This window comes from Pseudooceanicola algae (genome assembly GCF_003590145.2).
In the GTDB taxonomy this organism is placed as follows: domain Bacteria; phylum Pseudomonadota; class Alphaproteobacteria; order Rhodobacterales; family Rhodobacteraceae; genus Pseudooceanicola; species Pseudooceanicola algae.
This window is the reverse complement of sequence record NZ_CP060436.1, coordinates 801,879-827,210: the sequence shown is the minus strand read 5'-3', so window position 1 is coordinate 827,210 and position 25,332 is coordinate 801,879. Positions and strand designations below refer to the sequence as shown.

Here is a 25,332-nt window from a genome sequence, read left to right as displayed (position 1 = left end):
GTCGCGGGGGGCCTGCCTGGCGCCCTTAGTTGAACATCTCGACCAGGTTCACACTGGAGCGGTGGCCGAGGTCATCGCGATGCGCCTCAAGAAATTTTTCTGCCGAGGCACGACCGGCGGCCTTCAGCGAATTCAACAGATAACCGTTGGGGAAGGTCTTGGTCACCATGCTGAGATCCAGCATCGTGTCATCGTCAGAGATCATGTGCACGAAAACCCGTTTCTTTTCGTTCTGGGTCACCTTGCCATCGGCGATCAGCCGCTGGACGTATTCCACTGCGCGCAATTCCCGCAGGAGCGAGGAATTGAAGCTGATCTCGTTGATCCGGTTGTGGATCTCGTTGGGCAGCATCGGCAGTTCATCGCGCTCCAGCGGGTTGATGTTCACGATCACCACGTCGTCGGGCAGTTCACCGTGAAACAGCGGGAAAAGCGCGGGATTGCCGCTGAAGCCGCCGTCCCAGAAGGCCTCGACACGGCCTGACCGGGCATCGAAGAACTCGATGGCGCGGAAGGCAGTCGGCAGGCAGGCCGAGGCAAGGATCGCGTCGGTCGTCAGCTCGTCCTTTTCAAAGACCCGGATCTTGCCGTCCCGCACCTTGGTGGCGCAGATGAACAGCTCGGGGCCCTCGCCGCCGCAGATCGCCTCGAAATCGAAACGCTCGACGATGGCGCGCAGCGGGTTGCGATAAAACGGCCCGAGCGCATAGGGCGTGGTCACCAGGCTGAGCATGTCCGACACGGTGCCGGCATAGGACATCTCCATCGAGCGGCCCAATTGCGCGGCCCCCGGTGCCGGCAGCCCGGCGGTCATCCAGCTGAAGATATTGTCGTCACGGACCGCACCCATCTGCTGCCAGAACCAGTCGAGCTCGGCCCGCGCCCCGTCCCGGCCGCCCTTGACCCAACCGGCCTTGTAGGCCGCCGCATTCATCGCCCCGGCAGATGTGCCGGTGATCGCCGCCACCTCCAGGCCCTCGTCTTCCAGCAGTCGGTCCAGCACACCCCAGGTATAGGCGCCATGGGCCCCGCCGCCCTGCAGGGCAAGGTTGATCCGTTTGGTTTCGGCCATGGTCTGCGCTCCGGGTTTGCAAAGTGCTTCAGCGATGTTTGCAAAGGAGCTGGACTCTTTGCAAAGTGGATTCACCAGATTTGCAAAGGCGCCAAGGAAGTGGTCCGAGGGCACGGGACCGATCTGCCAAGCGCCTTTGCCATCAGGTTATTCGGCGGTCCAGCCGCCATCTACGCTCATCGCCGTGCCGGTGATCTGCGCGGCCGCGTCCGAACAGAGGAAGATCGCGATTCCACCGATCTGTTCGACGGTGACGAAGTCCTTGCTGGGCTGCTTGGCCAGGATCACCTTCTCGATCACCTCATCCTCGGACATGTTGTATTCCTTGGCGGTGTCGGGGATCTGCGCCTCGACCAGCGGAGTCAGCACATAGCCGGGGCAGATCGCATTAGCGGTGATGTTCTCCTTGGCGGTTTCAAGACCGACGGTCTTGGTCATGCCGACGATCCCGTGCTTGGCGCTGACATAGGCGGATTTGAACGGGCTGGCGCGCAGGCCATGAGCCGAGGCCACGTTGATGATCCGCCCCCAGCCGGCCTTGCGCATCATCGGCAGCGCGGCGGCGGTTGTATGAAAGGCGCTGGTCAGGTTGATGGCGATGATCGCATCCCATTTCGCGGCAGGAAATTCGTCTATCGGCGCGACGTGCTGGATACCGGCGTTGTTGACCAGGATATCGCAGACCCCCGCCTTTTCGATCAGCGCGCGGCATTGATCACCTTTCGACATGTCGCCCTGAATATAGCGGACCTCGGTGCCGAATTCGGTCGCCATGTCGGCGGCCAGCTTGTGATCGGCCTCGCTGTCGGTGAAGGAATTCAGCACAACATGCGCCCCCACCTTCGCCAGTTCCCGCGCGATTCCCAGGCCGATGCCCGAATTCGATCCCGTGATGATGGCGGTCTTGCCTTTAACACTCATTGCCTCACTCCTCTGATCCGGCCCGGAACCGCCGGGCCAGGGGGTCCCATGGCCCCCTTCTCTTCATAACGAACCTAGGGCATTTTTTCCGCAGTGCAGCGCGAATTCTTGATCCGGCGTGAGAAAATGCGATCTCACGCGGCATGGGACGCCCCGTTTTCCGCGCATCACAGAATCACCCCGGCGGAATCGCTCTCGCCTGTCGGGGCCGATTGGGGGACGAGGGCAAAAGGGGGAAATAACCCTGCATACAGGCCCAAAAAAAACGCCGGCGCGAAGCCGGCGTTAAGTTATTGAGGCAGGTTTCATACAGGCAAGAAACCTATCGAGCAGTGCCCCTGTTATATGCCTTCCGTGGCAAGCATGGAAGCTAAAAGTTTGATAACCTAGGAATCCATGGCTAGGGTCCCGGCCAGAAACGAAGGTTCCAAGCCGAACACAAGGACCCGAGATGCAGTATTTCCCGACATTGGCACGCCAATTTCATGCGCCTCTTGCCGCCACGGCAGGCTTTCTTTCCGGTGTGGTCCTGCTGGCCGGTGTCGCCCTGAGCCAGCCGTCGCATGGCATCTCTATGTATGGGGACCCTGCGCTGCCACCGGATTTTGTGTCCCTGCCCTATGCCGACCCCGATGCGCCGAAAGGCGGCACGCTGGTGGATGGCAATACCGGCGGCTTTGACAGCCTCAATCCCTTTATCCAGAAGGGCACCCCGCCCTGGCAGCTGCGCTTTCTGACCCACGAAAGCCTGCTGATCCGCAATTACGACGAACCCTTCGCGCTTTACGGTCTGCTGGCCGAATCGGTGGAAACCGATCCGGACCGTAAATGGGTCGAATTCACCCTGCGCCCCGAGGCCCGGTTTTCCGACGGCAGCCCGGTCACGGTCGAGGATGTGATCTGGTCCTACGAGACCCTCGGGACCATCGGCAATCCCCGCTACCTCGGGCTATGGCAGCAGATCGACAGCATCGCGCAGACCGGGCCACGCAGCCTGCGGATCACTTTCAACGCCGATAACCGCGAACTGGCCCTGATCGCCGGCCTGCGCCCGATCCTGAAGAAGGCGCAGTGGGAGGGCAAGGATTTCTCCGATTCGGGCCTGACCGAGGTCCCCATCGGCTCTGCCCCCTATGTGGTCGACAGCTTCACCGCCGGGCGCAACGTGGTGCTGAAACGCGACCCCGATTACTGGGGCAATGATCTGCCGGTGCGGCGTGGCACCAATAACGCCGATACCTATAGAATCGAATTCTACGGCGACCAGAACGTTCTGTTCGAGGCTTTCAAGGCCGGCGAATTGTCCTACTTGCGCGAATTCAACGCCGAAAACTGGGCCCGCGATTACGATTTTCCCGCCGTGGCCCGGGGCGACATCGTGAAGACCGAGATCCCGTCGCAGCGTCCCTCGGGCATGACCGGTTTCGTGATGAACACGCGCCAGCCGCCCTTTGATGACATGAGGGTGCGCGATGCGCTGCTAAGCGCCTTCAACTTCGAATATATCAACGAAACCATCACCGGCGGGCGACAGCCGCGCATCAGTTCGTATTTCTCGGGCTCGCAACTGGCAATGCAGCCGGGGCCCGCCGAAGGGCGCGTGGCCGAGATGCTGGCGCCCTTCGCCGACAGCCTGCCGCCCGAGGCGATGACCGGCTATGCCCTGCCGGCCGGCGACGGGTCGGCGCGCAACCGTCGCAACGTGGGCCATGCGGCGGATCTGTTAGCCGAGGCGGGCTGGACCGTGCAGGACAACGTGCTGAAGAACGTACAAGGCCAGCCCTTCACCTTCGAAATCCTGTTGTCGCAGGGCAATCGTCAGGACCAGTCGATCATCGACATCTACCTCAACGCCCTTGCGCGCCTAGGCATCACGCCCGTCGTGACGGCTGTGGACAATGCGCAATATGAACTGCGGGTCGCGGATTTCGATTTCGGCATGACCAGTTTCCGCCGTCAGTTGTCGCTGTCCCCGGGGAATGAACAAAAGCTCTACTGGGGCTCGGCGCAGGCCGATCAGCCCGGGTCGCGCAACCTGATGGGGCTGAAAAGCCCGGCTGCCGACGCGATGATCGACACCATGCTGCAGGCCCGCAGTTCCGAGGATTTCATCGCCGCCACCCGCGCGCTTGACCGCATCCTGACAAGCGGGCGCTACGTGATCCCGCTGTTCAGCTATGATGTGGGCCGCATTGCCCATGTCCGGGATCTGACCTGGTCCGGCAAGGTGCCGATCTATGGCGATGGCGTCTATTTCATGCCCGAAACCTGGTGGTTCGACGACAGCCCATAGGAGTCGGCCTGGTTTCGCCCGCCCCTTGCGAGAGACCTTTCGCCCGCCTACCAAGGGGGATGCTGTCTGTTACCGATCCCGGGCCAAACCGCCCCTGCCCCCGTGCCTTCAACCTGGCAGCCCATGTGCTGACATCGGCCGGGGCGCCGCGTGACAAGATCGCCCTGTCGGTCCTTGGCGCCAAAGGGGCCGAAAACTGGACCTATGGTGGCTTGCAGGACGCGGTGCGGGGCACAGCCACCGGCCTGCGCCGGGCGGGGTTCGAACCCGGTGACATCCTGTTGATGCGCCTTGGCAATACGGTCGATTTCCCCATCGCCTATCTCGGCGCGATTGCGGCCGGTGTGGTGCCGGTCCCGACCTCGGCTCAGTTGACCGCGCCGGAGGTGGCCGGGATGATCGACCAGATCGCCCCGGCCGGCATCCTGCGCGCCAGCGGCATCTCCTGCCCGGACACCGCGCTGCCAAAGATCGACAGCGCCGCCTTGCGCGCCATGCGGGACCTGCCGCCGGCCCCCTGGCAAATGGGCGATCCCGACCGGCTGGCCTATGTCGTCTTCACCTCCGGCACCACCGGGCGCCCCCGTGCCGTGGCCCATGCGCATCGGGCGATCTGGGCGCGTCGCATGATGATCGACGGCTGGTACGGCATGGGTGCTTCGGACCGCATCCTGCATGCCGGGGCCTTCAACTGGACCTTCACGCTTGGCACCGGCCTGATGGACCCCTGGACCTGCGGCGCCACGGCCCTGATCCCCGCCGAAGGCACCTCCCCCGCTGACCTGCCAGCGCTTCTGCGACAACATCAGGCAACCCTGCTGGCCGCCGTGCCGGGCGTCTATCGCAAGATGCTGAGCGCAGGCGCGCCCCTTGCCCTGCCACACCTGCGTCACGGTCTGGCAGCGGGCGACCGGCTGAGCGACGATCTGCGCGACGCCTGGCAGGCGGCCACGGGAACGCAGATCCACGAAGCCTTCGGCATGTCGGAATGCTCCACCTTCCTCAGCGCCAGCCCCGACCGGCCTGCGGACCGGGGCTGTACCGGCGCGGCGCAACCCGGCCGCCACCTGGCGCTGGTCGACCCCGGCGATCCCGCGCGTGGCCCGGTGCCCATCGGCGAGGAAGGCATCATCGCCATCCACCGCTCGGACCCCGGTCTGATGCTGGGCTATCTGGGCGACGATGCGGCCACGGCCGACCGCTTTGCCGGTGACTGGTTCCTGAGCGGCGACCTGGCGCAGATGCAGCCCGATGGGCAGATCCGCTATTGCGGGCGCAGCGGCGACATGATGAACGCCGGCGGCTACCGGGTCTCTCCGCTGGAGGTCGAGACCGCACTTGCCACCATCGAGGGCCTTGCCGAGATCGGCGTCACAGAGGTCTTTCCACGCGACGCAAACGGCCAGATACGCCGGGACGTGACCATTATCGTGGCCTTCTATACTGGACCCCGGCCGCTTGAGCAGGCATGGCTGGAACGAACCGCGGCGACCCTGGTCGCCCGCTACAAGCAACCGCGCGCCTGGGTCCATGTCCCGGACCTGCCGCGCAACCCGAACGGAAAACTGCAGCGCCGGGCCCTGCCCGCGCTCTGGGAGGCCCTGAATGCAAGTTAAGCTCGATATCATCTCCGATCCCGTCTGCCCCTGGTGCTACGTGGGCAAGTCCCTGCTGGACCGCGCCCTGGCGCAGCGGCCCGGCCATCCCTTCGTGATCGAATGGCATCCTTTTGAGCTGTCCCCCGACATCCCCCGTGAAGGCATGGACCGCGTGGCCTTTCTCGAGATGAAGTTCGGCCCCGGTGGCGGCAACAGCCACAGCGGCGCGGTCGATCTTGCGACCTCGCAGGGGATCGAGATGAACTACGATCAGGTCACCCGCCGCCCCCATACCCTGGACGCGCACCGTCTGATACACTGGGCCGGGATCGAGAAATGCCAGTCCGAAGTCGTCGACGGCATCTTCAATGCCTATTGGCGCGAAGGCCGCGACATCGGCAAGCGCGAGGTTCTGGCCGATATCGCCGATGCCGCCGGGATGGACGCCGCGCTGGTGATGCGCCTGTTCGAAAGCCCGGCCGACGAAGAAGACATCCGCAAGCGCGAAGCCCATTCCAACGAAATGGGCGTGACCTCGGTCCCGACCTTCGTGGTGGCGCAGAAACACGCGGTACCCGGCGCGCAGCCCATCGACCTGTGGCTGCAGGTGATCGACGAGATCATGCAGCAGATCGCCAGCGATGAAGCCGCCGAAGAGGTCGCGCAAGGGGAGTCCACTGAAACCAAGGGACCCGACGCCTCCTGATCTCGGGCCGGGGTTGGGGCGCACTGACCCGCCGCCCGCGCCGGACGTTGTTCTGACTATCCGCCCTTTCCTGCAATTGCGCACAGACGGTTCCGCGCGCGCCCTTGGGCCGCGCGACTGGATAGGCACGTGAAAACCTGCTAGCGCCTTTCGAGATTTTTGAATGAGGCGATTTGATGACGCGCAAACTGCACCCGGTGGAATTCGTGGGTCTGATGGCCGTGCTGATGGCTACCGTAGCCTTTTCCATCGATTCCATGCTGCCCGCCCTGACCGATATCGCGCAGGAGCTGACGCCGGATAATTTCAACAACGTCCAGCTTGTGCTGTCCTCTTTCATGATCGGCATGGGGGCGGGCACGCTGTTCACCGGCCCGCTGTCGGACTGGCTGGGACGCAAGACGGTAATGCTGGCTGGGGCGGCGATCTATATCGCGGGCGCCCTTCTGGCCTGGAAGGCGCAGACCCTTGAAATGCTGATCCTGGGCCGGGCGCTTCAGGGTCTGGGTGCTGCCGGGCCGCGCGTCGTCGCCATCGCCGTGATCCGCGACCTCTACGCGGGCCGCGACATGGCGCGGCTGGTCTCGGTGGTGATGACCGTCTTTACCATCTTCCCCGCCCTGGCGCCGCTTCTGGGCAGCTTCATCATCGCCCATGGCGGCTGGCGCGGGCTGTTCCTGGCCTTTTTCGCCTTTTCGGCCCTCTCGTCGCTCTGGCTGGCGCTGCGGCTGCCGGAATCCCTGCCAAGGGAACGCCGTCAACCGTTCCGTCTGTCCGGGTTCCGCCATGCCATCATCGAGATGTATTCGATCCCCATCGTGCGGGTGTCGATCCTGGTGCAGATCATGGTCTTTTCGATCATGTTCACCACGATCTCGCTGATCGAACCGGCTTTTCATCAGGTCTTTCACCGGGGCGAGCAATTTCCCTACTGGTTCTTCGGGCTGGGTCTGATGGCGGCGTCCTCGTCGGTGGTCAACGCGATCTTCGTGGGCAAATACGGCATGCGCAAGATCGTCACCCTGGCGATGGGTGTCTTCATGGTCATCAGTCTGGGGATGCTGACCATCCTCGGCATGGGGCTGAGCGGAAACAGCCTGTTCTACTGCTTCCTGGTCTGGCAGGCGGCGGTCTACTACCAGCTGGGCCTGACCATCGGCAATCTGAACGCCCTCGCGATGGAGCCGCTTGGCCATATCGCGGGCTTCGCCGCATCGGTGATCGGCGCGATCTCGACCGTGACAGCGGCTGTCTTTTCGACCCTCGTGGCGCAAACCTTCGATGGCTCTATCCTGCCGCAGGTGCTGGCCTCCACCGCCCTCGCGGCAATCGCCTTCCTGTTGATGCTGCATATGCAAAAGCTCGACAGGGTGCGGGATATTTGACTGCAGACCGCCCGGATGAAACAGCAGGCGCGCTTCCGATGGAGCGCGCCTTTTTCGTGCAGGCCTGTCGCCTTGTCCCACCGGGAAGAATATTTATCAGTATACAATTGTATACGCACTATTGTGCTAAGGCTCGGTTAGGCTATGCAGGGGCAGAACATGCCTGCGCGATTCTGGAATCGTGCTTTTCCCAGCCGGCGTTTCGGCGCCGCGCATCTGCGAAGGAGCCCCCATGACGAAGATCAAGGTAGAGAACCCGGTTGTCGATCTCGACGGCGACGAGATGACCCGGATCATCTGGGATTTCATCAAGCAGAAGCTGGTGCTGCCCTATCTGGATATCGACCTGCTGTACTACGATCTCGGGATCGAGGAACGCGACCGCACTGATGACCAAATCACCATCGACGCGGCCCACAAGATCAAGGAAGTCGGCGTCGGCGTGAAATGCGCCACCATCACCCCGGACGAAGCGCGGGTCGAGGAATTCGGCCTGAAGCAGATGTGGAAAAGCCCAAATGGCACGATCCGCAACATCCTGGGCGGCGTGGTCTTCCGCAAGCCGATCATCTGCCGCAACGTGCCCCGCCTAGTGCCGGGCTGGACCTCTCCCATCGTGGTCGGGCGCCATGCCTTCGGGGATCAGTACAAGGCGACGGATTTCCACTTCCCCGGGGCCGGCAAGCTGACGATGAAGTTCGTCGGCGAAGACGGCACGGTGATCGAGCGCGAGGTTTATGACGCGCCATCGGCCGGAGTCTATCAGGCGATGTACAACCTCGACAATTCGATCATCGATTTCGCGCGGGCCTCGTTCAACTACGGGCTGTCGCTGAAATGGCCGGTCTACCTGTCGACCAAGAACACCATCCTGAAAGCCTATGACGGCCGCTTCAAGGACCTGTTCCAGAAGGTCTTTGAAGAGGAATTCGAAGAAGACTTCAAGAAGGCCGGGATCTGGTACGAGCACCGCCTGATCGACGACATGGTCGCCTGCTGCATGAAATGGAACGGCAAGTTCGTCTGGGCCTGCAAGAACTACGATGGCGACGTGCAGTCCGACACCGTGGCGCAGGGCTTTGGCTCGCTCGGGCTGATGACATCGCAGCTGATGACCCCCGATGGCAAGGTTGTCGAGGCCGAGGCCGCCCATGGCACCGTCACCCGCCACTACCGCCAGCACCAGGAAGGCAAGTCGACCTCGACCAATTCCATCGCCTCGATCTACGCCTGGACCGGCGGGCTGAAGCACCGCGCCAAGCTGGATCAGAACACCGCCCTGATGGACTTTGCCACCACGTTGGAAAAGGTCGTGATCGACACCGTGGAAAGCGGTTCGATGACCAAGGATCTGGCATTGCTGGTCGGGCCAGATCAGGGCTGGCTGACCACCATGGGCTTCCTCGAGAAGGTCGATGAGAACCTCAACAAGGCGCTGGCGGGCTGAAGGTCGCACGTCGGGGGCACGCCAGGCCCCCGGCGACGCGCTGGCGGGCCCGGTACGGTAGTTGCCTCCGGCGGGAATATTCTGGACAGGATGAAGGGGAGCGGACGCGCCCAACCTACCCTCCTTGCATGCGGCCGGGCCTTGGAATTGCCAGCGACGCGGCCTTTATCGCGGTGTTCCGCCAGTCAGCTGCCAATCTTCTCTGGCCCGCTTCGCCGGACCGGTCTAGAAAGGAAACAATACTGACCTAAACCGGAGGCACCCATGCCGGCCCCATTTCCCCTGCCCACGGAATACCGTCAGAGCCATACGCCGCTGGAAGATGTCCAGGGAATGGCCATCGCGCTGCTGACCGCCTCGGTCGGGCTGGTTTTCCTGACCCATCTCGGGTTCCTGACCGGGCAGACGGCGGGACTGGCGCTGATCATCTCCTACGCGACGGGGTGGGATTTCGGGCCGGTGTTCTTTCTAGTGAACCTGCCCTTCTACGCCCTGGCCTGGAAACGGCTGGGGGCGGAATTCACGCTGAAGTCCATCTTCTGCGTCGGGGCGATTTCGGTTCTCGTGGATTATCTGCCCCTGGGGCTGAGCTTTGAGTACCTGAACCCGATCCTCGGAACGACCATCTTCGGGGTGTTGACCGGTTTTGGCCTTCTGGGCGTCTTTCGCCACAAGGCGAGCCTTGGCGGGCTTGGCGTCGTGGCGCTGCTGATCCAGGACCGTACCGGGTTTCGCGCCGGCTATGTACAGATCATCGTCGACGCCATCCTGTTCACCATCGCCTATTTCATGTTCGACAGCTATATCGTGGCCTATTCGCTGTTCGGAGCCCTGATCCTGAACATGGTGATCGCCTTCAACCACCGCCCCGATCGCTACATCGCCGATTGACCGGCTGAGCTTCGCGCTCTACCACCTTGAGCAACAATCATATTTGCGAGGAACAGCGGATGTCGGATCAGCCGCAGGATGGGCCCGGAACGGATCAGGTCGCGGAGACGACCACCGGCAAGGGCGTAGGCCACAGCCTGTTGGAAGACGCTCAGGGGCTGGCTTATGGGACGCTGATGGCGGGCTTCGGCATCGTGATCCTGACCGAGCTCGGGCTGATCACCGGCCAGACTGCCGGGTTGGCCGTGCTGATTTCCTACGTCACGGGCTGGAGCTTCGGGCTGATCTTCTTCGTGGTCAATCTGCCGTTCTACTGGCTGGGATATCGTCGCATGGGCTGGCGTTTCACGATCAAGACCTTTGTGGCCGTCGCCCTGCTGTCTTTCCTGTCGAACTGGCTCAAGACGCAGATTTCCTTTGATTTCCTGACGCCATGGACGGGCGCGGTGATCTTCGGGATGGTCACCGGATCGGCCCTTCTGGCGCTGTTCCGGCACGGGGCCTCGTTGGGGGGCGTGGGAATCCTCGCGCTGTATCTGCAGGAAAAGACCGGATTTCGCGCCGGCTGGACGCAGCTCGGCTTTGACGCCTGCCTGTTCTGTGCCGCATTGTTCGTGCTACCGCTCGACAAGGTGCTGTTTTCCCTGCTGGGCGCGGTGATCATCAATTTCGTGATCGCCATCAACCATCGCCGCGACTGGTATGTCGCTACCTGAATTTTCGCATGCAAGGTGTTGATATGCCGGTCATTCTCTCACTTATCCTCGCCGTTATCGCAGAGACGATCGGAACCATGGCGCTGCAAGCCAGTGCGCAGTTCACCAGGCTTGGGCCCTCGGTCCTGGCGGCTGTCGGATATGGGGTGGCCTTCTATTTTCTGTCTCTGACCTTGCGCACCATGCCGGTCGGCGTGGTCTATGCGCTGTGGTCGGGTTTCGGCATCCTGCTGATTGCGCTTTTCGGCTTTCTGGTCTTCGGACAGAAGCTTGATCTGGCGGCCGTCCTCGGCATGGCGATGATCATCGGTGGCATCGCGGTAATCCAGGTGTTTTCCAGGACCAACCTGCATTGAAGACGGCGCTCCGACCCGGAGCGCCGTCCTGGGGTGTCAATCCTCGCTGAGGCGCTTGATCAGGCTGGACGTATCCCAGCGGGCGCCGCCGAGCTTCTGCACATCCTTGTAGAACTGATCGACCAGCGCCGTGACCGGCAGGCTGGCGCCGATTTCATTCCCTGTCGCCAGGCAAATCCCGAGGTCCTTGCGCATCCAGTCGACCGCAAAACCGTGTTCGAATTCGCCGGCCAGCATCGTCTTGTGGCGGTTTTCCATCTGCCAGGACCCGGCGGCCCCTTGCGAAATCACCTCGACCACCGCTTCGCCGTCCAGCCCCGCCTGCTGGCAGAAATGCAGCGCCTCGCTGAGGCCTTGAACAAGGCCGGCGATGGCGATCTGGTTGCACATCTTGGTCAGCTGGCCCGCGCCGCTGTCGCCGATCCGGCGGCAGATCCGGGCGTAGGCCCCGACGATGGGTTCGGCGGCGGCATAATCGGCCTCGTCCCCGCCGCACATCACCGAGAGCACACCGTTTTCCGCCCCCGCTTGCCCGCCCGAGATCGGGGCATCGACATAGGCAAGGCCAGAGGCCTTGGCCGTGGTGTATAGCTCGGCCGTGACCTTGGCCGAAACGGTGGTGTGATCGACAAGGCAGGCCCCCGGCTTCATTCCTGAAAACGCGCCGTCTTCGCCCGTGCAAACCTGGCGCAGGTCGTCGTCGTTGCCGACGCAGGTCATGACGAAATCGGCGCATTCGGCGGCCTTGGCAGGGGTCGGGGCAAGGCTGCCGCCATATCGGTCAACCCAGGCTTCCGCCTTGGCCGTGGTGCGGTTGTAGACCGTCACCTCGTGACCCGCCGCGACCAGATGCCCCGCCATCGGAGCCCCCATCACACCCAATCCCAGAAACGCGACTTTCGCCATGGTTCAATCCCTTGTATTGCTTCGACCGCAAGGTCTTGTGGCCGTCAGCATGGCGGAACGCAAGGCACGGGGAAAGAAGGAAACGGAAATGCGAACCATCTTCCGCTGGCTCCTCCGGATTGCCGGGGGAATGGTCATACTGGCGGTGCTGGCCGTTGCGGGGGTCTATTTCCTCGCCTCCCGCTCCCTGCCCGATTACGATCGCACGGTGCGGGTCGACGGCCTTTCGGCCCCGGTCGAAATCGTGCGCGACAACGCCAATGTGCCCCATATCTTCGGTGCCACGGATGCGGATGTCTTCTATGCGCTAGGCTATGCCCATGCCCAGGACCGGCTGTGGCAGATGATCACCCTGCGGCGCACCGTGCAGGGCCGGCTGTCGGAGATCTTCGGCCTGCGCACGGTCGAGATCGACAAGCTGATGCGGCGCTATGACCTTTATACGCAGGCCATTGCCTCGGTCGAGGATCAGACGCCCGAAACGCGCAGCGCCCTGACCGCCTATGCCGCCGGGGTAAATGCCCGCCTGAACGAGATCAACCGCGATTCCCTTGGCCGTGGCGCGCCCGAGATGTTCCTGTTCGACGTGCCCGTTTCGCCCTGGCAGCCGGCGGATTCCATCGCCATCGGCAAGTTGCTGGCGGTGCAGATGTCCGGCCAGCTTGCGCAGGAGGTCGAGCGCGCGCGCGTTTCGCTGGCGCTCCCGCAGGCCGGGATGCTGCGCGACATCCTGCCCGACGCACCGGGGCAGGAGATCCTGGACCTGCCCGAATATGCCAGCCTGATGCCCAAGGGCGCCGGAAGCCGCTATGCCGGGCTGACGCCGGGTTTCACCACCGATGGTCTGCCCGACACGCCGCTGTCCCCTTTCCCCGCGCCGGGCATGGCAGGGGCCTCCAACGCCTGGGCCGCCGCCCCGGCGCGCTCGGCCTCGGGGGGGACATTGCTGGCCAATGACCCGCACCTCGGCTTTACCGCGCCGACGGTCTGGTATCTCGCGCGGTTGGAATTGCAGCAGGGCGGCGTCATCGGCGGCACGATCCCCGGCATACCTCTGGTTCTGGTGGGGCGGTCTCAGTACCTCGGCTGGGGTCTGACGTCCTCCTACCTCGACGATCTGGACACCTACATGGAGGAGGTGAACCCCGAGAACCCCGAAGAATACCGCGGCCCCGACGGGTGGGAGACCTTCCGCACCCGCAGAAGCATCATCGGCATCAAGGACGCCTCCCCTGTCACCATGACCCTGCGCTGGACCGACAACGGGCCGGTGCTGCCGGGCAGCCATTATCATCTGGATACGGTGACACCGCCGGGTCATGTCGCCTCGATCAACTGGACGGCGCTGTCGCCCGACGACACCTCGCTTTCTGCCGGGCTGGGGCTGATGTATGCGCGCAGCGTCGATCAGGCGATCGAGGCCGGCCGCCTGCATATCGCACCCTCGCAGAACCTGATGCTGGCGGATGCCGGGACCGTCGGTTTCAAGATGATCGGCGCAGTGCCCGACCGGGACGCGGCCCATGACAGCCAGGGGCGGATGCCCAGCCTCGGCTGGCGAAGCGAGAACCGCTGGAAGGGTTTCCAGCCCTATGACAACAACATCCAGATCGTGGCGCCCGAAGGCGGCATCATCGGCAATACCAACAACAAGTTCACCGACCGCGCATTTCCCGACAATGTCGCCTTCGACTGGGGTGACACGCAGCGCATCCACCGCTGGCAGCGTCTGATGCAAAGCCGCGAGGTCCATACCCGCGACAGCTTTATCGAAGCGCAGCTGGATACCGTGTCCTTCACCGCGCGCTCGCTGCTGCCGCTGATCGGCAAGGATCTGTGGTTCACCGGGGAACCCGCCCCCGATGGCACGCCAGAACGGCTGCGCCAGGATGCGCTGCTGCTGCTGGCGGACTGGAACGGCGAGATGAACGAACACATGCCCGAGCCGCTGATCTATGCCGCCTGGGCCGCAGCGCTTCAGGACCGGCTGATCCGGGACGAGCTTGGGCCGTTGGCGGATGACTTCGTACATCTGGATCCTGTCTTCATCGAACGGGTGTTCCGCGACATAGATGGGGCCGGGCGCTGGTGCGACGTGATCCGGTCTGCGGTGACGGAGACCTGCGATGACATCGCCCGGCAAAGCCTGGATGCGGCGCTGATCTGGATTTCCGAACGCTACGGCGACAACCTGGAAAGCCTGCGATGGGGCGATGTGCACCAAGCGGCGCAGGATCACCCGGTACTGGGCAATATTCCGGTGCTGCGCTATTTCGTGAACATCCACCAGGATACCTCGGGCGGGGACAACACGCTGATGCGCGGCGTCACCAAGGGCACCGGCCCGAACCCCTTCCTGAACGTGCACGGGGCGGGCTATCGCGGCGTCTATGATTTCGCCGATCCCGACAGTTCGGTCTTCATCATCTCGACCGGGCAAAGCGGTCATCCGCTGTCCCGCCACTACGACGATCTGGCGCAATTGTGGCGGCGGGGGGAATATATTCCCATGTCGCTTGATACGGCACTGGCAAAGGCGGCGGCGGTCGGCATCACCCATCTGGAACCCGCGGCGCGCTGACCAGCCCGGTCACGCAGGCGTTTCGAGGCCGGTGCGGGACAATCGGCCGGAAAGCACTAGCTTGGCAACGATGGCAAGATCAGGATCCGAAATGCAGACCATTCCCCTTGGCAGGACAGGCCTTACTTCCTCGGCGATCGTCTTTGGCGGCAATGTCTTTGGCTGGACCGCCGATGAGGCGACCTCTTTCCGCATGCTCGACCGGATGTACGAAGCCGGGCTGACCACCATCGATACCGCCGATTTCTATTCCCGCTGGGTCGATGGCAATGCGGGTGGGGAAAGCGAAACCATGCTGGGGCGATGGTTCGCCGCCAATCCCGGCAAGCGCGACTCGGTGACCCTGATCACCAAGGTCGGGGCCGACATGGGCCAGGGACACACCGACCTTTCCCCTGCATGGATCGCCGAGGCGGTCGAGGCGTCACTGAAACGGCTTCAGACCGGGGTGATCGACCTGTATCTGTCCCACTTCCCCGATGACCGGACGCCCGATGCCGACACCCTTGGCGCCTTTGATCGACTGCGCGAGGCCGGCAAGATCCGCGCCATCGGCACCTCGAACCGGGATCTGGCGCAGATGCAGCGCGCCGCGAAGGCCGCCGAGGACGCTGGCCTGCCCCGCTACGAGGTGCTGCAGAACGAATACAACCTGCACGCCCGCGCCGCCTTCGAAGGGCCTCTGGCCGATTGGTGTGCCAAGGAAGGCGTGGCCGTGCTCACCTACTTCTCGCTCGCCTCGGGCTTTCTGACGGGCAAGTATCGGCATGCCGACGATAATGCGGGGGATCGCGCGCGAATAGTGGACAAGTACATGGATGGCCGTGGAATGCGCATCCTCACGGCGCTCGACGAGGTCGCGCAGTACAGCCGTGCCACCCCGGCCGAGGTCGCCCTGGCATGGCTGCGCCAGCGCCCCGGCGTCACCGCGCCGATTGCCTCGGCCAGCTCGGAACGCCAGCTCGACAGCCTGATCCGCGCCGCCGACCTGACCCTGTCGGAGGCGGCAATGGAGCTGTTGAACAAGGCCTCCGTCTTCGGTCCGGCACAGGGCTGAGCCACCGCCCCCGGCGCGCCGCCCCGGTGCGGCGGGGGACGATGAACGCGACCTGTGGCCAGGTTTCCGGCAAGCCGTGCGCCCGGTCCGGTGGCCCGGCCACAGCGGCGCAATTTGAATTGACCCCTCCTGCCCTCTCTGCCATTCAGGGCTTTCAGAAATGCGGGATCCGAAGACATGAAGGTCATCATCTGCGGAGCCGGTCAGGTCGGGTGGCAGATCGCCCGGCACCTGTCGGGCGAAAAGAACGATGTGACGGTTGTCGACAACAATCCCGACCTTGTGCGGCGTGCGACCGATACGCTGGATGTTCAGGGGATTGCCGGCTTTGCCTCCTACCCCGATATCCTGGAACGCGCCGGCGCGCGGGATGCGGACATGATCATCGCCGCCACCTTCTCGGACGAGGTCAACATGGTCACCTGTCAGGTGGCCCACTCGGTCTTCTCGGTGCCGCGCAAGATCGCGCGACTGCGGGCACGCAGTTACCTCGAAGCGATCTATTCCGACCTTTACCGGCGCGACCACATGCCCATCGACGTGGTGATCTCGCCCGAACTCGAGGTGGCCGAGGCCGCCCTGCGCCGCCTGGCCGCCCCTGCCGCCTTCGAGGTCGAACAGTTCCTCGGCGGCAAGGCGCAGCTTCTGGGGATCCAGATCGACGACGACTGCCCGGTGGTCAACACGCCCCTGCGCCAGTTGACCGACCTGTTTTCGACCCTGCGCGCCATCGTGGTCGGCATCCGCCGCGACGGGCGGCTGTTCGCGCCGGAACCGGGCGATCAGATCTTTGCCGGGGATGAATGCTATGTCTGTGTCCATACCGACGACGTGACCCGCACGCTCGAGGTCTTCGGCAAGACCAACCGCCTGCAGGAACGCGTCGTCATCGTCGGCGGCGGCAATGTCGGGCTGACGGTCGCCCGCACCTTGGAAGAAAAAGCCCGCAAGATCCGCACGAAGGTGATCGAAAAGAACCGCAAGGTCGCCGAAGTCGCCGCCGATGCGCTGGAACGGACCATTGTCCTGCACGGAGACGGTCTGGATTCGGCCCTGCTGGCCGAGGCAGGGATCGGCCGGGCAGATGCGATCCTTTGCGTGACCGACGACGACAAGACCAACATGCTGACGGCCGTGCGCGCCAAGTCGCAGGGCTGCCCGATGGCCATCGCCCTGATCAACGACCCCACGCTGATCCCGCTGCTCGGACCGCTGGGGATCGACGCCTATATCAACCCGCGGGCCACGACCGTGTCCTCGATCCTGCGCCACGTGCGCCATGGCCGGGTGCGCGGTGTCTATTCCATCGGCGATGCCGAGGCCGAGGTGATCGAGGCCGAGGTCCTGTCGACCTCGCCCATGGCGGGCCGCCCAATCCGCGACATCGACTTCCCCGAAGGCGTGCTGGTCGGCGCGGTCATGCGGGGCGACAAGGTGACCCGCCCTTCGGGGAACATGGTCATCGAACAAGGCGACACCATCGTCCTTTTCGCGCTTACCGGCGACGTGCCCGAGGTGGAGCGCCTGTTGCAGGTCTCCATCGACTACTTCTAGGCCGGGGCGCCCACGATGACCCGCAAACCCGTGCATCGACGCCTGGAAGGCCAGCCGCTGTTCCTGGTGCTGTTCCTGATCCTGGCGCTGCAGATGCTGGTGCCGGCGATGGTGGCGCTGGTGCAGGAACATTACACGATCGCGCGCAGTTTCTTCTATACTTCGATCCTGGCCAGCACGATGGCCCTGTTGATCATTCTGGCGCGAGGCACCCGTCCTGCGGTGCTGACCGGGCGGGCCGATCTTTACGCCCTGCTCTCGCTCTTCGCCGCCTTCCTGTTGCTGCCGCTGCTGCTGGCCGTACCGTTTTCCGAAAGCCTGCCCGACACGCGCTTCATCAACGCCTATGCCGAAATGGTGTCCAGCTTTACCACCACCGGCATGACCTTCTACGACGATCCACGCCGCCTGGCCGCGCCGCTGCATCTGTGGCGGGCGCAGGTCGGCTGGATGGGTGGGTTCCTGATCTGGGTCGCCGCCGCCGCCGTCATGGCGCCGCTGTCGCTTGGCGGGTTCGAAGTCACCTCGGCGGGGCGCGAAATGGGCGAAACGCGGATCGACAGGTTCCAGCGCGCCGGGGTGATCCGCCGGATGCTGCGCGGGGCCGAACAGCTTGGCCTGGCCTATGTGGGTCTGACCGGCGCGCTCTGGCTACTGCTGCTGCTGGCCGGGGATACCCCACTGGTGGCGCTGATCCATGCCATGTCGACCCTGTCAACCTCAGGCATCTCGCCGGTAGCGGGCACACATGAAGCGGCCTCCGGCGTACCCGGAGAGATGGCCATCGCCCTGTTCCTGATCTTCGCGATCAGCCGCATGACGTTTTCGTCGGATACGGTGACGGCCAAGATCGGGTTGCACCGCGACCCCGAGATCCGCATCGGCGCGGCCCTTGTCGTGGCCGTGCCGCTGCTGCTGTTCCTGCGTCACTGGATCGGCGCCTTCGACGTGCAGGCGGGCGAAGACATGGGGCTGGCCATCGGCGCGCTTTGGGGGGCGGTCTTTACGGTGCTGTCCTTCCTGACCACCACGGGCTGGCAAAGCGTCCACTGGGACACGGCGCAAAACTGGTCGGGGCTGTCGACCCCCGGCATGATCCTGATGGGCCTCGCGATGATCGGGGGCGGCGTGGCCACCACTGCCGGCGGGGTCAAGCTGTTGCGGGTCTATGCGCTTTACCTCAATGGGCGGCGGGAGCTGGATCGCCTCGTGCATCCCTCCTCGGTTTCTGGCAGCGGCACGGCCGGCCGGCGCATCCGGCGCCACGGGGCCTTCCATGCCTGGATCTTCTTCATGCTCTTCGCCATGTGCCTGGCCGCCGCCATGTCGCTGCTGGCCCTGTTTGGAATACCGTTCGAAGACGCCACGGTCCTTGCCGTCGCCGCCCTGTCCAACACCGGCCCGCTGACCGAATACGGCGCGGTGCGACCCGTCGACATTTCCCTGATCGGTACGGGCGGCAAGCTGGTACTCTGCGCCTTCATGATCCTCGGCCGACTCGAGCTTCTGGCAATCATCGCGCTCTTCAACCCTGATCTGTGGCGCGATTGATCCACTGACCCGGCCATCCGCGCCCTTGCACATATCGGGGGTGGAAGTTTCAGGGCGGGCATTTCATATTGTCCGGATAACTTCCGAGCGAAGTTCCGCGAAACGAAAGCCGCACCAGGCAAAAAGAAGAAAAAAAGGCTAGCAAGAATGGCTTCGGACAAACAGAATCTCCAGGACGCGTTTCTCAACCATGTCCGGAAAACCAAGGTTCCCGTCACGATCTTCCTGATCAACGGGGTCAAGCTGCAGGGCGTTATCACCTGGTTCGACAATTTCTGCGTTCTGCTGCGCCGCGATGGACAGGCCCAGCTGGTTTACAAACACGCCATCTCGACAATCATGCCGTCGCAGCCTATCTCGCTCTATGAAGGCGAAGACAACAACTGAGATAGGCACTGCAATTGATCGGCCATGAGGCGGCGTCCACACGCGCCTACGTAATCCATCCCGACATGCGGCGCGAAGAACAGCGCCACGCCCCGGAATATGCGCTGGAAGAGGCCCGAAGCCTTGCTCTGGCGCTGCCGGGGCTGGAAGTCGTGGGCGCAAAGATCGTTCCGCTGTCCAAACCCGTCCCCAAGACGCTGTTCGGCTCCGGCAAGGTCGAGGAACTGAAAGCCCTGTTCGAGGCCGCGGAAACCGAGCTGGTGCTGATCGACGGTCCCCTGACCCCGGTGCAGCAACGCAACCTTGAAAAGGCCTGGGGGGTCAAGATCCTCGACCGGACCGGGCTGATCCTCGAGATCTTCTCGGATCGGGCCCGGACCCGCGAAGGCGTGCTGCAGGTCGAAATGGCCGCGCTCGGCTATCAGCGGACGCGGCTTGTGCGCGCCTGGACCCACCTTGAACGGCAACGCGGCGGGCTCGGCTTTGTCGGCGGACCCGGTGAAACCCAGATCGAGGCAGACCGCCGCGCCATCGACGACCAGCTGACCCGCCTGCGCCGTCAGTTGGAGCGGGTTGTGAAGACCCGCGAATTGCACCGCTCGGCGCGCGCCAAGGTGCCTTTTCCGATCGTCGCGCTGGTGGGCTACACCAATGCCGGCAAATCGACCCTGTTCAACCGGCTGACCGGCGCGGATGTGCTGGCCAAGGACATGCTCTTCGCGACCCTCGACCCGACCATGCGCCGGGTGCAGCTCGACTCCGGCTCGGAAATCATCCTGTCGGACACGGTGGGCTTCATCTCTGACTTGCCCACGCAACTGGTCGCGGCTTTCCGCGCCACGCTTGAAGAGGTCCTCGAAGCCGATCTGATCCTGCATGTGCGCGACATCGCCCATCCGGAAACCGCCGAGCAGAAAGACGACGTCGAAGACATCCTGAACGACCTCGGCCTGCCCAAGACCGTTCCGGTGATCGAGCTCTGGAACAAGATCGACCTGCTCGAACCCGAAAACCGCCAGGCCATGACCCTGCGCGCCGAACGCGAAGACGGCATCGGCGCAATCTCGGCGGTGACCGGTGAAGGCCTCGACTCCCTTCTCCGTGACATTACCACCGCCCTCGACGTCCATCGCTTTGCCGAAACTGTCAGCCTTCCCTTCAGCGACGGCCGCCGCCGCGCCTGGGCCTACGGAGAAGGCCTCGTCCAGTCGGAACGCCAGACCGAAGACGGCGTCGAGCTGGACCTGCTCTGGACCGCGCGCCAGGCCGCCCGATTCACCGACCTCTGATCGTTTCCCTGTTCTAAATATCCCCGCCGGAGGCATCACGGCCTGGCCGTGGTCCCCGGGCGCTGCCCGGGCATGGCGCAGGGCGCCATCGCTTCGCGGAGGATATTTGAAACAGGGAAACAGCAGAGTCAGCGCGTGCCGGTCTCGGCCTTTTTTTCCCAGCGGCCTGATTCTTCTGACCAGTAGATGACCGCGCAGCCCGCCGCCGTCAGCGCCTTCCACTGGGTGCGGGCCTGCGCGGTGGCTTGCGGATCCTGCCCGTCAAAGAAGATGCAGCAACGGGCCATCGCCGCGATCTCGGACGGGTCGAGGTCAGCGCCGTCGATGGACATCAGGCATTGCGGGTCATTGGACGGCGCCCCGAGGGTCAGCAGAACCGGCTGAAGCTCGGGATGCGGATTCTTGTCCTGTCCATGGGGCAGGAAATCACCCGGCCTTCCGCGCCAGAGCATTTGGTCAAGCTGGTCAATCCGCTCGGGGTCGCGCCCCCGGACCGCAACCCGCCACCCGGCCTGCAACGCGCGGGGGAGGAGAGCCAGCAAGGCGTCCTGCGTCGAAGAGCGCGTCAGGTGATAGAAATAGACCTCTGCCATTGCGGGGTCAGCCTTCGAACCCGTCGGCGATCAGCCGGTTCAGGGCCATCACGCCCCAGCCGGTTGCGCCAGCCGGCGCCGTGTCGGTTTCCGATTTCACCGAAGCCACACCGGCGATGTCGAGGTGAATCCAGGGGGTCTCTTCCTTGACGAAGCGGCGCAGGTATTGCGCGGCCGTGATCGAACCAGCCGGGCGGCCGCCGACATTCTTGAAATCGGCAATACGACTTTTCAGTTGATCGTCGTAGGCCTGGCCCATGGGCAGCCGCCAGGCGCCTTCGCCTTCGGCGCCAGCCGCTTTCAGGAAGGCATTGCAGAGGGGATCGGAGTTGGAGAAGACGGCGGCATTCTCGTGCCCGAGCGCTATGATGCAGGCCCCCGTCAGAGTCGCGAGGTCGATCATCGCCTTGGGCTGGAACCGCTCCTGCGCGTACCACATCACGTCGCAGAGCACGAGGCGGCCTTCGGCGTCGGTATTGATGACTTCGACCGTGTCGCCCTTCATAGAGGTGACTACGTCACCGGGGCGCACCGCATTGCCCGAAGGCATGTTTTCCACCAGACCGACAAGTCCGACGACGTTGCTGGCCGCCTTGCGCAGCGCCAGCGTCTTCATCACGCCCGACACGACACCGGCGCCGCCCATGTCCATGGTCATGTCTTCCATGCCGCCTGCGGGTTTCAGGCTGATGCCGCCGGTGTCAAAGACCACCCCTTTGCCGACCAGCGCCACCGGGGCTTCCCCCGACTGGCCGCCATTCCACTGCATCACTACGACCTTGGAGGGGCTGTCCGACCCCTGCCCGACGCAAAGCAACGCGCCCATGCCAAGCTCTTGCAGCTTGTTCTCATCCAGCACTTCGACAGCTACACCGAGGTCCTGCAGCGCCAGAAGTTCCTCGGCGAAGGTGGTGGTAGTCAGCACATTGGCCGGCGCATTGACCAGATCGCGGGTAAAGAGCACACCGCGAACCACTGCGTCCAGCGCCGCGATATCGGCCGGGGGCTTGGCGCACATCACCGTGACGGCCCCCTTTTCACCCGCTTTTTCGGTCTTTTGCGCGTCATACTCATAGGCCCGCAGCATCAACCCGAGCGCCAGGTCCTGCGGCGCGTTGAGGTTCGCGCTCAGCACCAGCATACCGTCTTTTCCCAGCAACTTGGCCAGCGCTGCGCCGGTCTTGCGCAGCAGTGCCTGGTCGGCGCGGCGGGGCAACAGGATCACGTCCAGCGCCTCGGCGGTCAGACCCTGCGGCCAGGCCAGGGTGATGACCTCGCCCGCCTTGCGCTTGGCAAAACCGTCGCTTTCCACCAGCCGCGCCAGAGCCCCCCTGGTCAGCCGGTTCACCCGGCGCGCCACCGCGGACAGGCTGCCGTCAGGATCGACCACCAGGGCGACGCGGCCCGATTGCAGCGGAATTTGGTCAAGATCGGTTTCGGCAAAGGACAGGGCGACAGGGTCGGTCACGAGGCAGGCTCCTGGATGGTGTTGGCAGGCGGGGTGCGGTGGTGCACCCGGCAAGAGGGTTTGTCGGTTCAGATTTCCCCTGAAGCGAAAGCTGACGGGGGGGCACCGTTCCGCGCGGTTCGGCAAAGGCTAGCGCCCCGGCGCGGCTTTGACCAGATTGCAGTTTTTTCCCGCCACAAGAGCCGCTAGACTTGCCCGACCAAAGCCCCCCATGCAGGAGAGGGCAAAGCTCATGGGGGACTGATGGCGCGATTCGACAGATACCTGCTGTCGCAACTCATGATGCTGTTCGGCTTCTTCGCGCTGGTGCTGGTAGCGATCTACTGGATCAACAGCGCGGTTCGGTTGTTCGATCAGTTGATTGCCGACGGCCAATCGGCCTGGGTCTTTCTGGAATTCACCGCGCTGACCCTGCCGAACGTGATCCGCATCACCCTGCCGCTGGCCGGATTCGCCGCTGCGGTCTATGCGACCAACCGGCTTATGGCCGACAGTGAATTCGTGGTCATGCAGGCCACCGGGTTTTCCCCCTGGCGGCTGGCGCGCCCGGCGCTGATCTTCGGGCTGATCACGGCAGCGATGATGGGGGCGATGACCCACTTTCTTGTGCCCATGAGCCAGGAACAGATCGTGCTGCGCAATCGGGACATTGCCGCCAATGTCACCGCCCGGCTGCTGACCGAGGGCACCTTTCTGCATCCGGCGGGCGGCATCACCGTCTATATCCGCGAGATTTCCGAGGATGGCACCCTGAACGACCTGTTCCTGTCGGACCGGCGCCGGGCCGACCGTCCCCAGACCTACACCGCCGCTCAGGCCTATATCGTCAACGCAAACGACGATCCCGAAGGCGCACCGCAGCCCAAGATTGTCATGGTTGACGGGCTGGCACAGGATCTGAACACCGAGACAGGGCGCCTGTTCACCACCCATTTCCAAAGCTTTTCGTATGATGTCGGCAGCCTGGTCGATACCTCGGATTTCCGCGTCGTCTCGGTCCGCAATCTGCCGACCTGGATGCTGTTGCTGCAAACACAGAAGGTGTCCAACCTGACCGGCGAAGGCATCGGCTGGGTCGTGCAGGAAGGCCATGGGCGAATTACCCAGTCGCTGCTGTGCATTGTTGCGGCCCTGATCGGCTTTTCCGCCTTGCAGGTCGGGGGCTATTCCCGCTTCGGGGTCTGGAAGCAGATCGGCTTTGCAGTGCTGCTGCTGGTGGCGGTGAAATTCGTCGAAGGGCTGGTGACCGATCCGGTACGCAAGGATCCGGACATGTGGCCGGTGCTGTATTTCCCTGCCGTTCTGGGTCTGGCGATCTCGGCCGGGTTGCTGTGGTGGGCCAGCCGGTCCAGACGGCCCCGTGACCGGGCCTTCCCGCCGGATGCGCCATCGGATAGGCCACCGGGTATGCCATCGGGGGCCGAGGCCTCTGGCCGCGCGGCCGCAACGGGAGTGCCGGCGTGATCCTTTATTTCTACTTCGCACGCCGGTTCCTGCGGGCCTTCTTCGGCATACTGGCCGTGTTCTTCATCTTCACCGCCCTGCTCGACATGGTGGAACAGATGCGCAAGCTGTCCAGCGCCGATGTCTCGCTAGGCGCGATCCTGGAACTGGTGCTGCTGAACGTGCCCGGCGGGCTGTACGAGATCCTCCCGCTGATCATGATCCTCGGCTCGATCACCATGTTCCTGGCCCTGGCGCGCAGTTCCGAACTGGTCGTGGTGCGCGCAGCGGGACGATCCGCGATCACGATGCTGGGCGCGCCGGTCATGGTGGCCCTGTTGCTGGGAGTCTTTTGCGTGACCATGCTGAACCCGATCGTGGCGGCGACCTCGAAACGCTATGTCGATCTTTACGAAGGCTACCGGTCCGGCGGGGCCGACAGTTTTTCGGTGTCGGCCGAAGGGCTGTGGCTGCGCCAGGGCGGTTCGGACGGCCAGACGGTGATCCGCGCCGCACGGGCCAACCCGCAGGCGACCAACCTGTTCGACGTGACGATGATTACCTATGCCCCGGAAGGCGGCGGCCCAACCCGGCGGATCGAGGCCGCGCGGGCCGCGCTGATCCACGGTGCCTGGGCGCTGGAGGACGTCAAGATCTGGCCGCTGAACCAGAGCCTCAATCCCGAGGCAGGCGCGCTTACCCTCGCGGCCTACACCCTGCCCTCGACCCTGACAGAAGAGCGGATCCGCGACAGTTTCGGTGATCCCTCCGCGATCCCGGTCTGGGAATTGCCCGCCTATATCCGCCAGTTGGAAGAGGCCGGGTTCTCTGCCCGCCGCCATGCGGTCTGGTTCCAGATGGAGCTTGCCCGGCCCCTGTTCCTGGTCGCCATGGTGCTGTTGTCGGCCGCCTTCAACATGCGCCATGCGCGGTTCGGCAAGACCGGCCAATCGGTGCTGGCGACGATCCTTCTGGGGTTCACATTGTTCTACATCCGGAATTTCGCCCAGGTGCTGGGCGAAAGCGGCCAGATCCCGGTGTTGCTGGCGGCCTGGGCCCCGCCGGTGGCGGCGGTGCTGCTGTCGCTCGGCTTGCTGTTGCAGATGGAAGGTGGCTGA

Annotated in this window: 21 protein-coding genes; 16 read left to right on the top strand and 5 right to left on the bottom strand. The window is 63.9% G+C overall.

From position 1 onward, the window contains the following. Nucleotides 1-25: 25 nt before the first annotated feature. Entirely contained in the window at nt 26-1,072 is a 1,047-nt protein-coding gene (locus PSAL_RS03970; protein ID WP_119840237.1) for a patatin-like phospholipase family protein, read from the bottom strand. 147 nt (nt 1,073-1,219) lie between these two features. Next, nucleotides 1,220-1,993 (bottom strand): 3-hydroxybutyrate dehydrogenase, encoded by a 774-nt coding sequence (locus tag PSAL_RS03965; protein ID WP_119839984.1) that lies wholly within the window; start codon nt 1,991-1,993, stop codon nt 1,220-1,222. Nucleotides 1,994-2,567: 574 nt separating this feature from the next. On the opposite strand from PSAL_RS03965, the gene PSAL_RS03960 reads away from it, so the two are divergent. The 8 genes from PSAL_RS03960 to PSAL_RS03925 all read left to right on the top strand — a co-directional run bounded on the left by PSAL_RS03960 (nt 2,568) and on the right by PSAL_RS03925 (nt 11,385). Further along, nucleotides 2,568-4,286, top strand: coding sequence for an extracellular solute-binding protein (locus PSAL_RS03960; RefSeq protein WP_119840236.1), 1,719 nt, complete (start codon nt 2,568-2,570; stop codon nt 4,284-4,286). Nucleotides 4,287-4,345: 59 nt separating this feature from the next. Further along, nucleotides 4,346-5,902: a class I adenylate-forming enzyme family protein gene (locus PSAL_RS03955; RefSeq protein WP_119839983.1), complete on the top strand. Its 1,557-nt coding sequence runs from the start codon at nt 4,346-4,348 to the stop codon at nt 5,900-5,902. After that, on the top strand, nt 5,892-6,590 hold the full coding sequence (locus tag PSAL_RS03950) for a DsbA family oxidoreductase (protein ID WP_119839982.1): 699 nt from the start codon (nt 5,892-5,894) through the stop codon (nt 6,588-6,590). Before PSAL_RS03955 ends, PSAL_RS03950 begins: the two co-directional genes overlap by 11 nt. A gap of 176 nt (nt 6,591-6,766) precedes the next feature. After that, nucleotides 6,767-7,975 (top strand): MFS transporter, encoded by a 1,209-nt coding sequence (locus tag PSAL_RS03945; RefSeq protein ID WP_119839981.1) that lies wholly within the window; start codon nt 6,767-6,769, stop codon nt 7,973-7,975. A 232-nt stretch (nt 7,976-8,207) separates the two neighbouring features. Then, nucleotides 8,208-9,422, top strand: a complete 1,215-nt coding sequence (locus PSAL_RS03940) for an NADP-dependent isocitrate dehydrogenase (RefSeq protein WP_119839980.1) — start codon at nt 8,208-8,210, stop codon at nt 9,420-9,422. Nucleotides 9,423-9,686: 264 nt separating this feature from the next. Then, a complete protein-coding gene (locus tag PSAL_RS03935) occupies nt 9,687-10,313 on the top strand; it encodes a YitT family protein (RefSeq protein ID WP_119839979.1) in 627 nt (208 codons plus the stop codon). A 59-nt stretch (nt 10,314-10,372) separates the two neighbouring features. Beyond that, complete coding sequence (locus PSAL_RS03930) at nt 10,373-11,029, top strand: YitT family protein (RefSeq protein WP_119839978.1); 657 nt, start codon at nt 10,373-10,375, stop codon at nt 11,027-11,029. Between the two features lie 23 nt (nt 11,030-11,052). Then, a complete protein-coding gene (locus PSAL_RS03925; protein ID WP_119839977.1) occupies nt 11,053-11,385 on the top strand; it encodes a DMT family transporter in 333 nt (110 codons plus the stop codon). 36 nt (nt 11,386-11,421) lie between these two features. Here PSAL_RS03925 and PSAL_RS03920 read toward each other — a convergent pair whose 3' ends face one another. Next, nucleotides 11,422-12,291, bottom strand: a complete 870-nt coding sequence (locus tag PSAL_RS03920) for an NAD(P)-dependent oxidoreductase (protein WP_119839976.1) — start codon at nt 12,289-12,291, stop codon at nt 11,422-11,424. 88 nt (nt 12,292-12,379) lie between these two features. Between PSAL_RS03920 and PSAL_RS03915 the strand changes: the two genes are divergently transcribed. From PSAL_RS03915 to hflX, 6 genes are all read left to right on the top strand, one after another. Beyond that, nucleotides 12,380-14,872 carry a penicillin acylase family protein gene (locus tag PSAL_RS03915; protein WP_119840235.1) on the top strand — a complete coding sequence of 831 codons (2,493 nt, stop codon included), beginning with the start codon at nt 12,380-12,382 and terminating at the stop codon, nt 14,870-14,872. A 91-nt stretch (nt 14,873-14,963) separates the two neighbouring features. Further along, nucleotides 14,964-15,929, top strand: coding sequence for an aldo/keto reductase (locus PSAL_RS03910; protein WP_119839975.1), 966 nt, complete (start codon nt 14,964-14,966; stop codon nt 15,927-15,929). 177 nt (nt 15,930-16,106) lie between these two features. Then, nucleotides 16,107-17,483, top strand: a complete 1,377-nt coding sequence (gene trkA, locus PSAL_RS03905; RefSeq protein WP_119839974.1) for a Trk system potassium transporter TrkA — start codon at nt 16,107-16,109, stop codon at nt 17,481-17,483. Nucleotides 17,484-17,498: 15 nt separating this feature from the next. Beyond that, nucleotides 17,499-19,034, top strand: a complete 1,536-nt coding sequence (locus PSAL_RS03900; RefSeq protein ID WP_119839973.1) for a potassium transporter TrkG — start codon at nt 17,499-17,501, stop codon at nt 19,032-19,034. A gap of 147 nt (nt 19,035-19,181) precedes the next feature. Continuing rightward, nucleotides 19,182-19,421 (top strand): RNA chaperone Hfq, encoded by a 240-nt coding sequence (hfq, locus tag PSAL_RS03895; RefSeq protein ID WP_119839972.1) that lies wholly within the window; start codon nt 19,182-19,184, stop codon nt 19,419-19,421. A gap of 17 nt (nt 19,422-19,438) precedes the next feature. Next, on the top strand, nt 19,439-20,710 hold the full coding sequence (gene hflX / locus PSAL_RS03890) for a GTPase HflX (RefSeq protein ID WP_408004210.1): 1,272 nt from the start codon (nt 19,439-19,441) through the stop codon (nt 20,708-20,710). Between the two features lie 128 nt (nt 20,711-20,838). Here hflX and PSAL_RS03885 read toward each other — a convergent pair whose 3' ends face one another. Both PSAL_RS03885 and PSAL_RS03880 read right to left on the bottom strand, forming a co-directional pair. Beyond that, nucleotides 20,839-21,303: a DNA polymerase III subunit chi gene (locus PSAL_RS03885; protein WP_119839970.1), complete on the bottom strand. Its 465-nt coding sequence runs from the start codon at nt 21,301-21,303 to the stop codon at nt 20,839-20,841. A 7-nt stretch (nt 21,304-21,310) separates the two neighbouring features. After that, complete coding sequence (locus PSAL_RS03880; protein ID WP_119839969.1) at nt 21,311-22,771, bottom strand: leucyl aminopeptidase; 1,461 nt, start codon at nt 22,769-22,771, stop codon at nt 21,311-21,313. Between the two features lie 243 nt (nt 22,772-23,014). Between PSAL_RS03880 and lptF the strand changes: the two genes are divergently transcribed. Beyond that, on the top strand, nt 23,015-24,235 hold the full coding sequence (gene lptF, locus PSAL_RS03875; protein ID WP_119839968.1) for an LPS export ABC transporter permease LptF: 1,221 nt from the start codon (nt 23,015-23,017) through the stop codon (nt 24,233-24,235). After that, nucleotides 24,232-25,332 carry an LPS export ABC transporter permease LptG gene (gene lptG, locus PSAL_RS03870; protein WP_119839967.1) on the top strand — a complete coding sequence of 367 codons (1,101 nt, stop codon included), beginning with the start codon at nt 24,232-24,234 and terminating at the stop codon, nt 25,330-25,332. Before lptF ends, lptG begins: the two co-directional genes overlap by 4 nt.

Excerpts from the sequence above, each read along its gene's own strand:
- PSAL_RS03930 (WP_119839978.1), top strand. The coding sequence starts at position 10,373 with ATGTCGGATCAGCCGCAGGATGGGCCCGGAACGGATCAGGTCGCGGAG.
- PSAL_RS03955 (WP_119839983.1), top strand. The coding sequence starts at position 4,346 with ATGCTGTCTGTTACCGATCCCGGGCCAAACCGCCCCTGCCCCCGTGCC.
- PSAL_RS03885 (WP_119839970.1), bottom strand. The coding sequence starts at position 21,303 with ATGGCAGAGGTCTATTTCTATCACCTGACGCGCTCTTCGACGCAGGAC.
- lptF (WP_119839968.1), top strand. The coding sequence starts at position 23,015 with ATGGCGCGATTCGACAGATACCTGCTGTCGCAACTCATGATGCTGTTC.
- PSAL_RS03925 (WP_119839977.1), top strand. The coding sequence starts at position 11,053 with ATGCCGGTCATTCTCTCACTTATCCTCGCCGTTATCGCAGAGACGATC.
- PSAL_RS03910 (WP_119839975.1), top strand. The coding sequence starts at position 14,964 with ATGCAGACCATTCCCCTTGGCAGGACAGGCCTTACTTCCTCGGCGATC.
- PSAL_RS03935 (WP_119839979.1), top strand. The coding sequence starts at position 9,687 with ATGCCGGCCCCATTTCCCCTGCCCACGGAATACCGTCAGAGCCATACG.
- PSAL_RS03970 (WP_119840237.1), bottom strand. The coding sequence starts at position 1,072 with ATGGCCGAAACCAAACGGATCAACCTTGCCCTGCAGGGCGGCGGGGCC.
- PSAL_RS03950 (WP_119839982.1), top strand. The coding sequence starts at position 5,892 with ATGCAAGTTAAGCTCGATATCATCTCCGATCCCGTCTGCCCCTGGTGC.
- PSAL_RS03920 (WP_119839976.1), bottom strand. The coding sequence starts at position 12,291 with ATGGCGAAAGTCGCGTTTCTGGGATTGGGTGTGATGGGGGCTCCGATG.
- trkA (WP_119839974.1), top strand. The coding sequence starts at position 16,107 with ATGAAGGTCATCATCTGCGGAGCCGGTCAGGTCGGGTGGCAGATCGCC.
- PSAL_RS03915 (WP_119840235.1), top strand. The coding sequence starts at position 12,380 with ATGCGAACCATCTTCCGCTGGCTCCTCCGGATTGCCGGGGGAATGGTC.
- PSAL_RS03965 (WP_119839984.1), bottom strand. The coding sequence starts at position 1,993 with ATGAGTGTTAAAGGCAAGACCGCCATCATCACGGGATCGAATTCGGGC.
- PSAL_RS03945 (WP_119839981.1), top strand. The coding sequence starts at position 6,767 with ATGACGCGCAAACTGCACCCGGTGGAATTCGTGGGTCTGATGGCCGTG.
- hfq (WP_119839972.1), top strand. The coding sequence starts at position 19,182 with ATGGCTTCGGACAAACAGAATCTCCAGGACGCGTTTCTCAACCATGTC.
- PSAL_RS03940 (WP_119839980.1), top strand. The coding sequence starts at position 8,208 with ATGACGAAGATCAAGGTAGAGAACCCGGTTGTCGATCTCGACGGCGAC.
- PSAL_RS03900 (WP_119839973.1), top strand. The coding sequence starts at position 17,499 with ATGACCCGCAAACCCGTGCATCGACGCCTGGAAGGCCAGCCGCTGTTC.
- PSAL_RS03960 (WP_119840236.1), top strand. The coding sequence starts at position 2,568 with ATGTATGGGGACCCTGCGCTGCCACCGGATTTTGTGTCCCTGCCCTAT.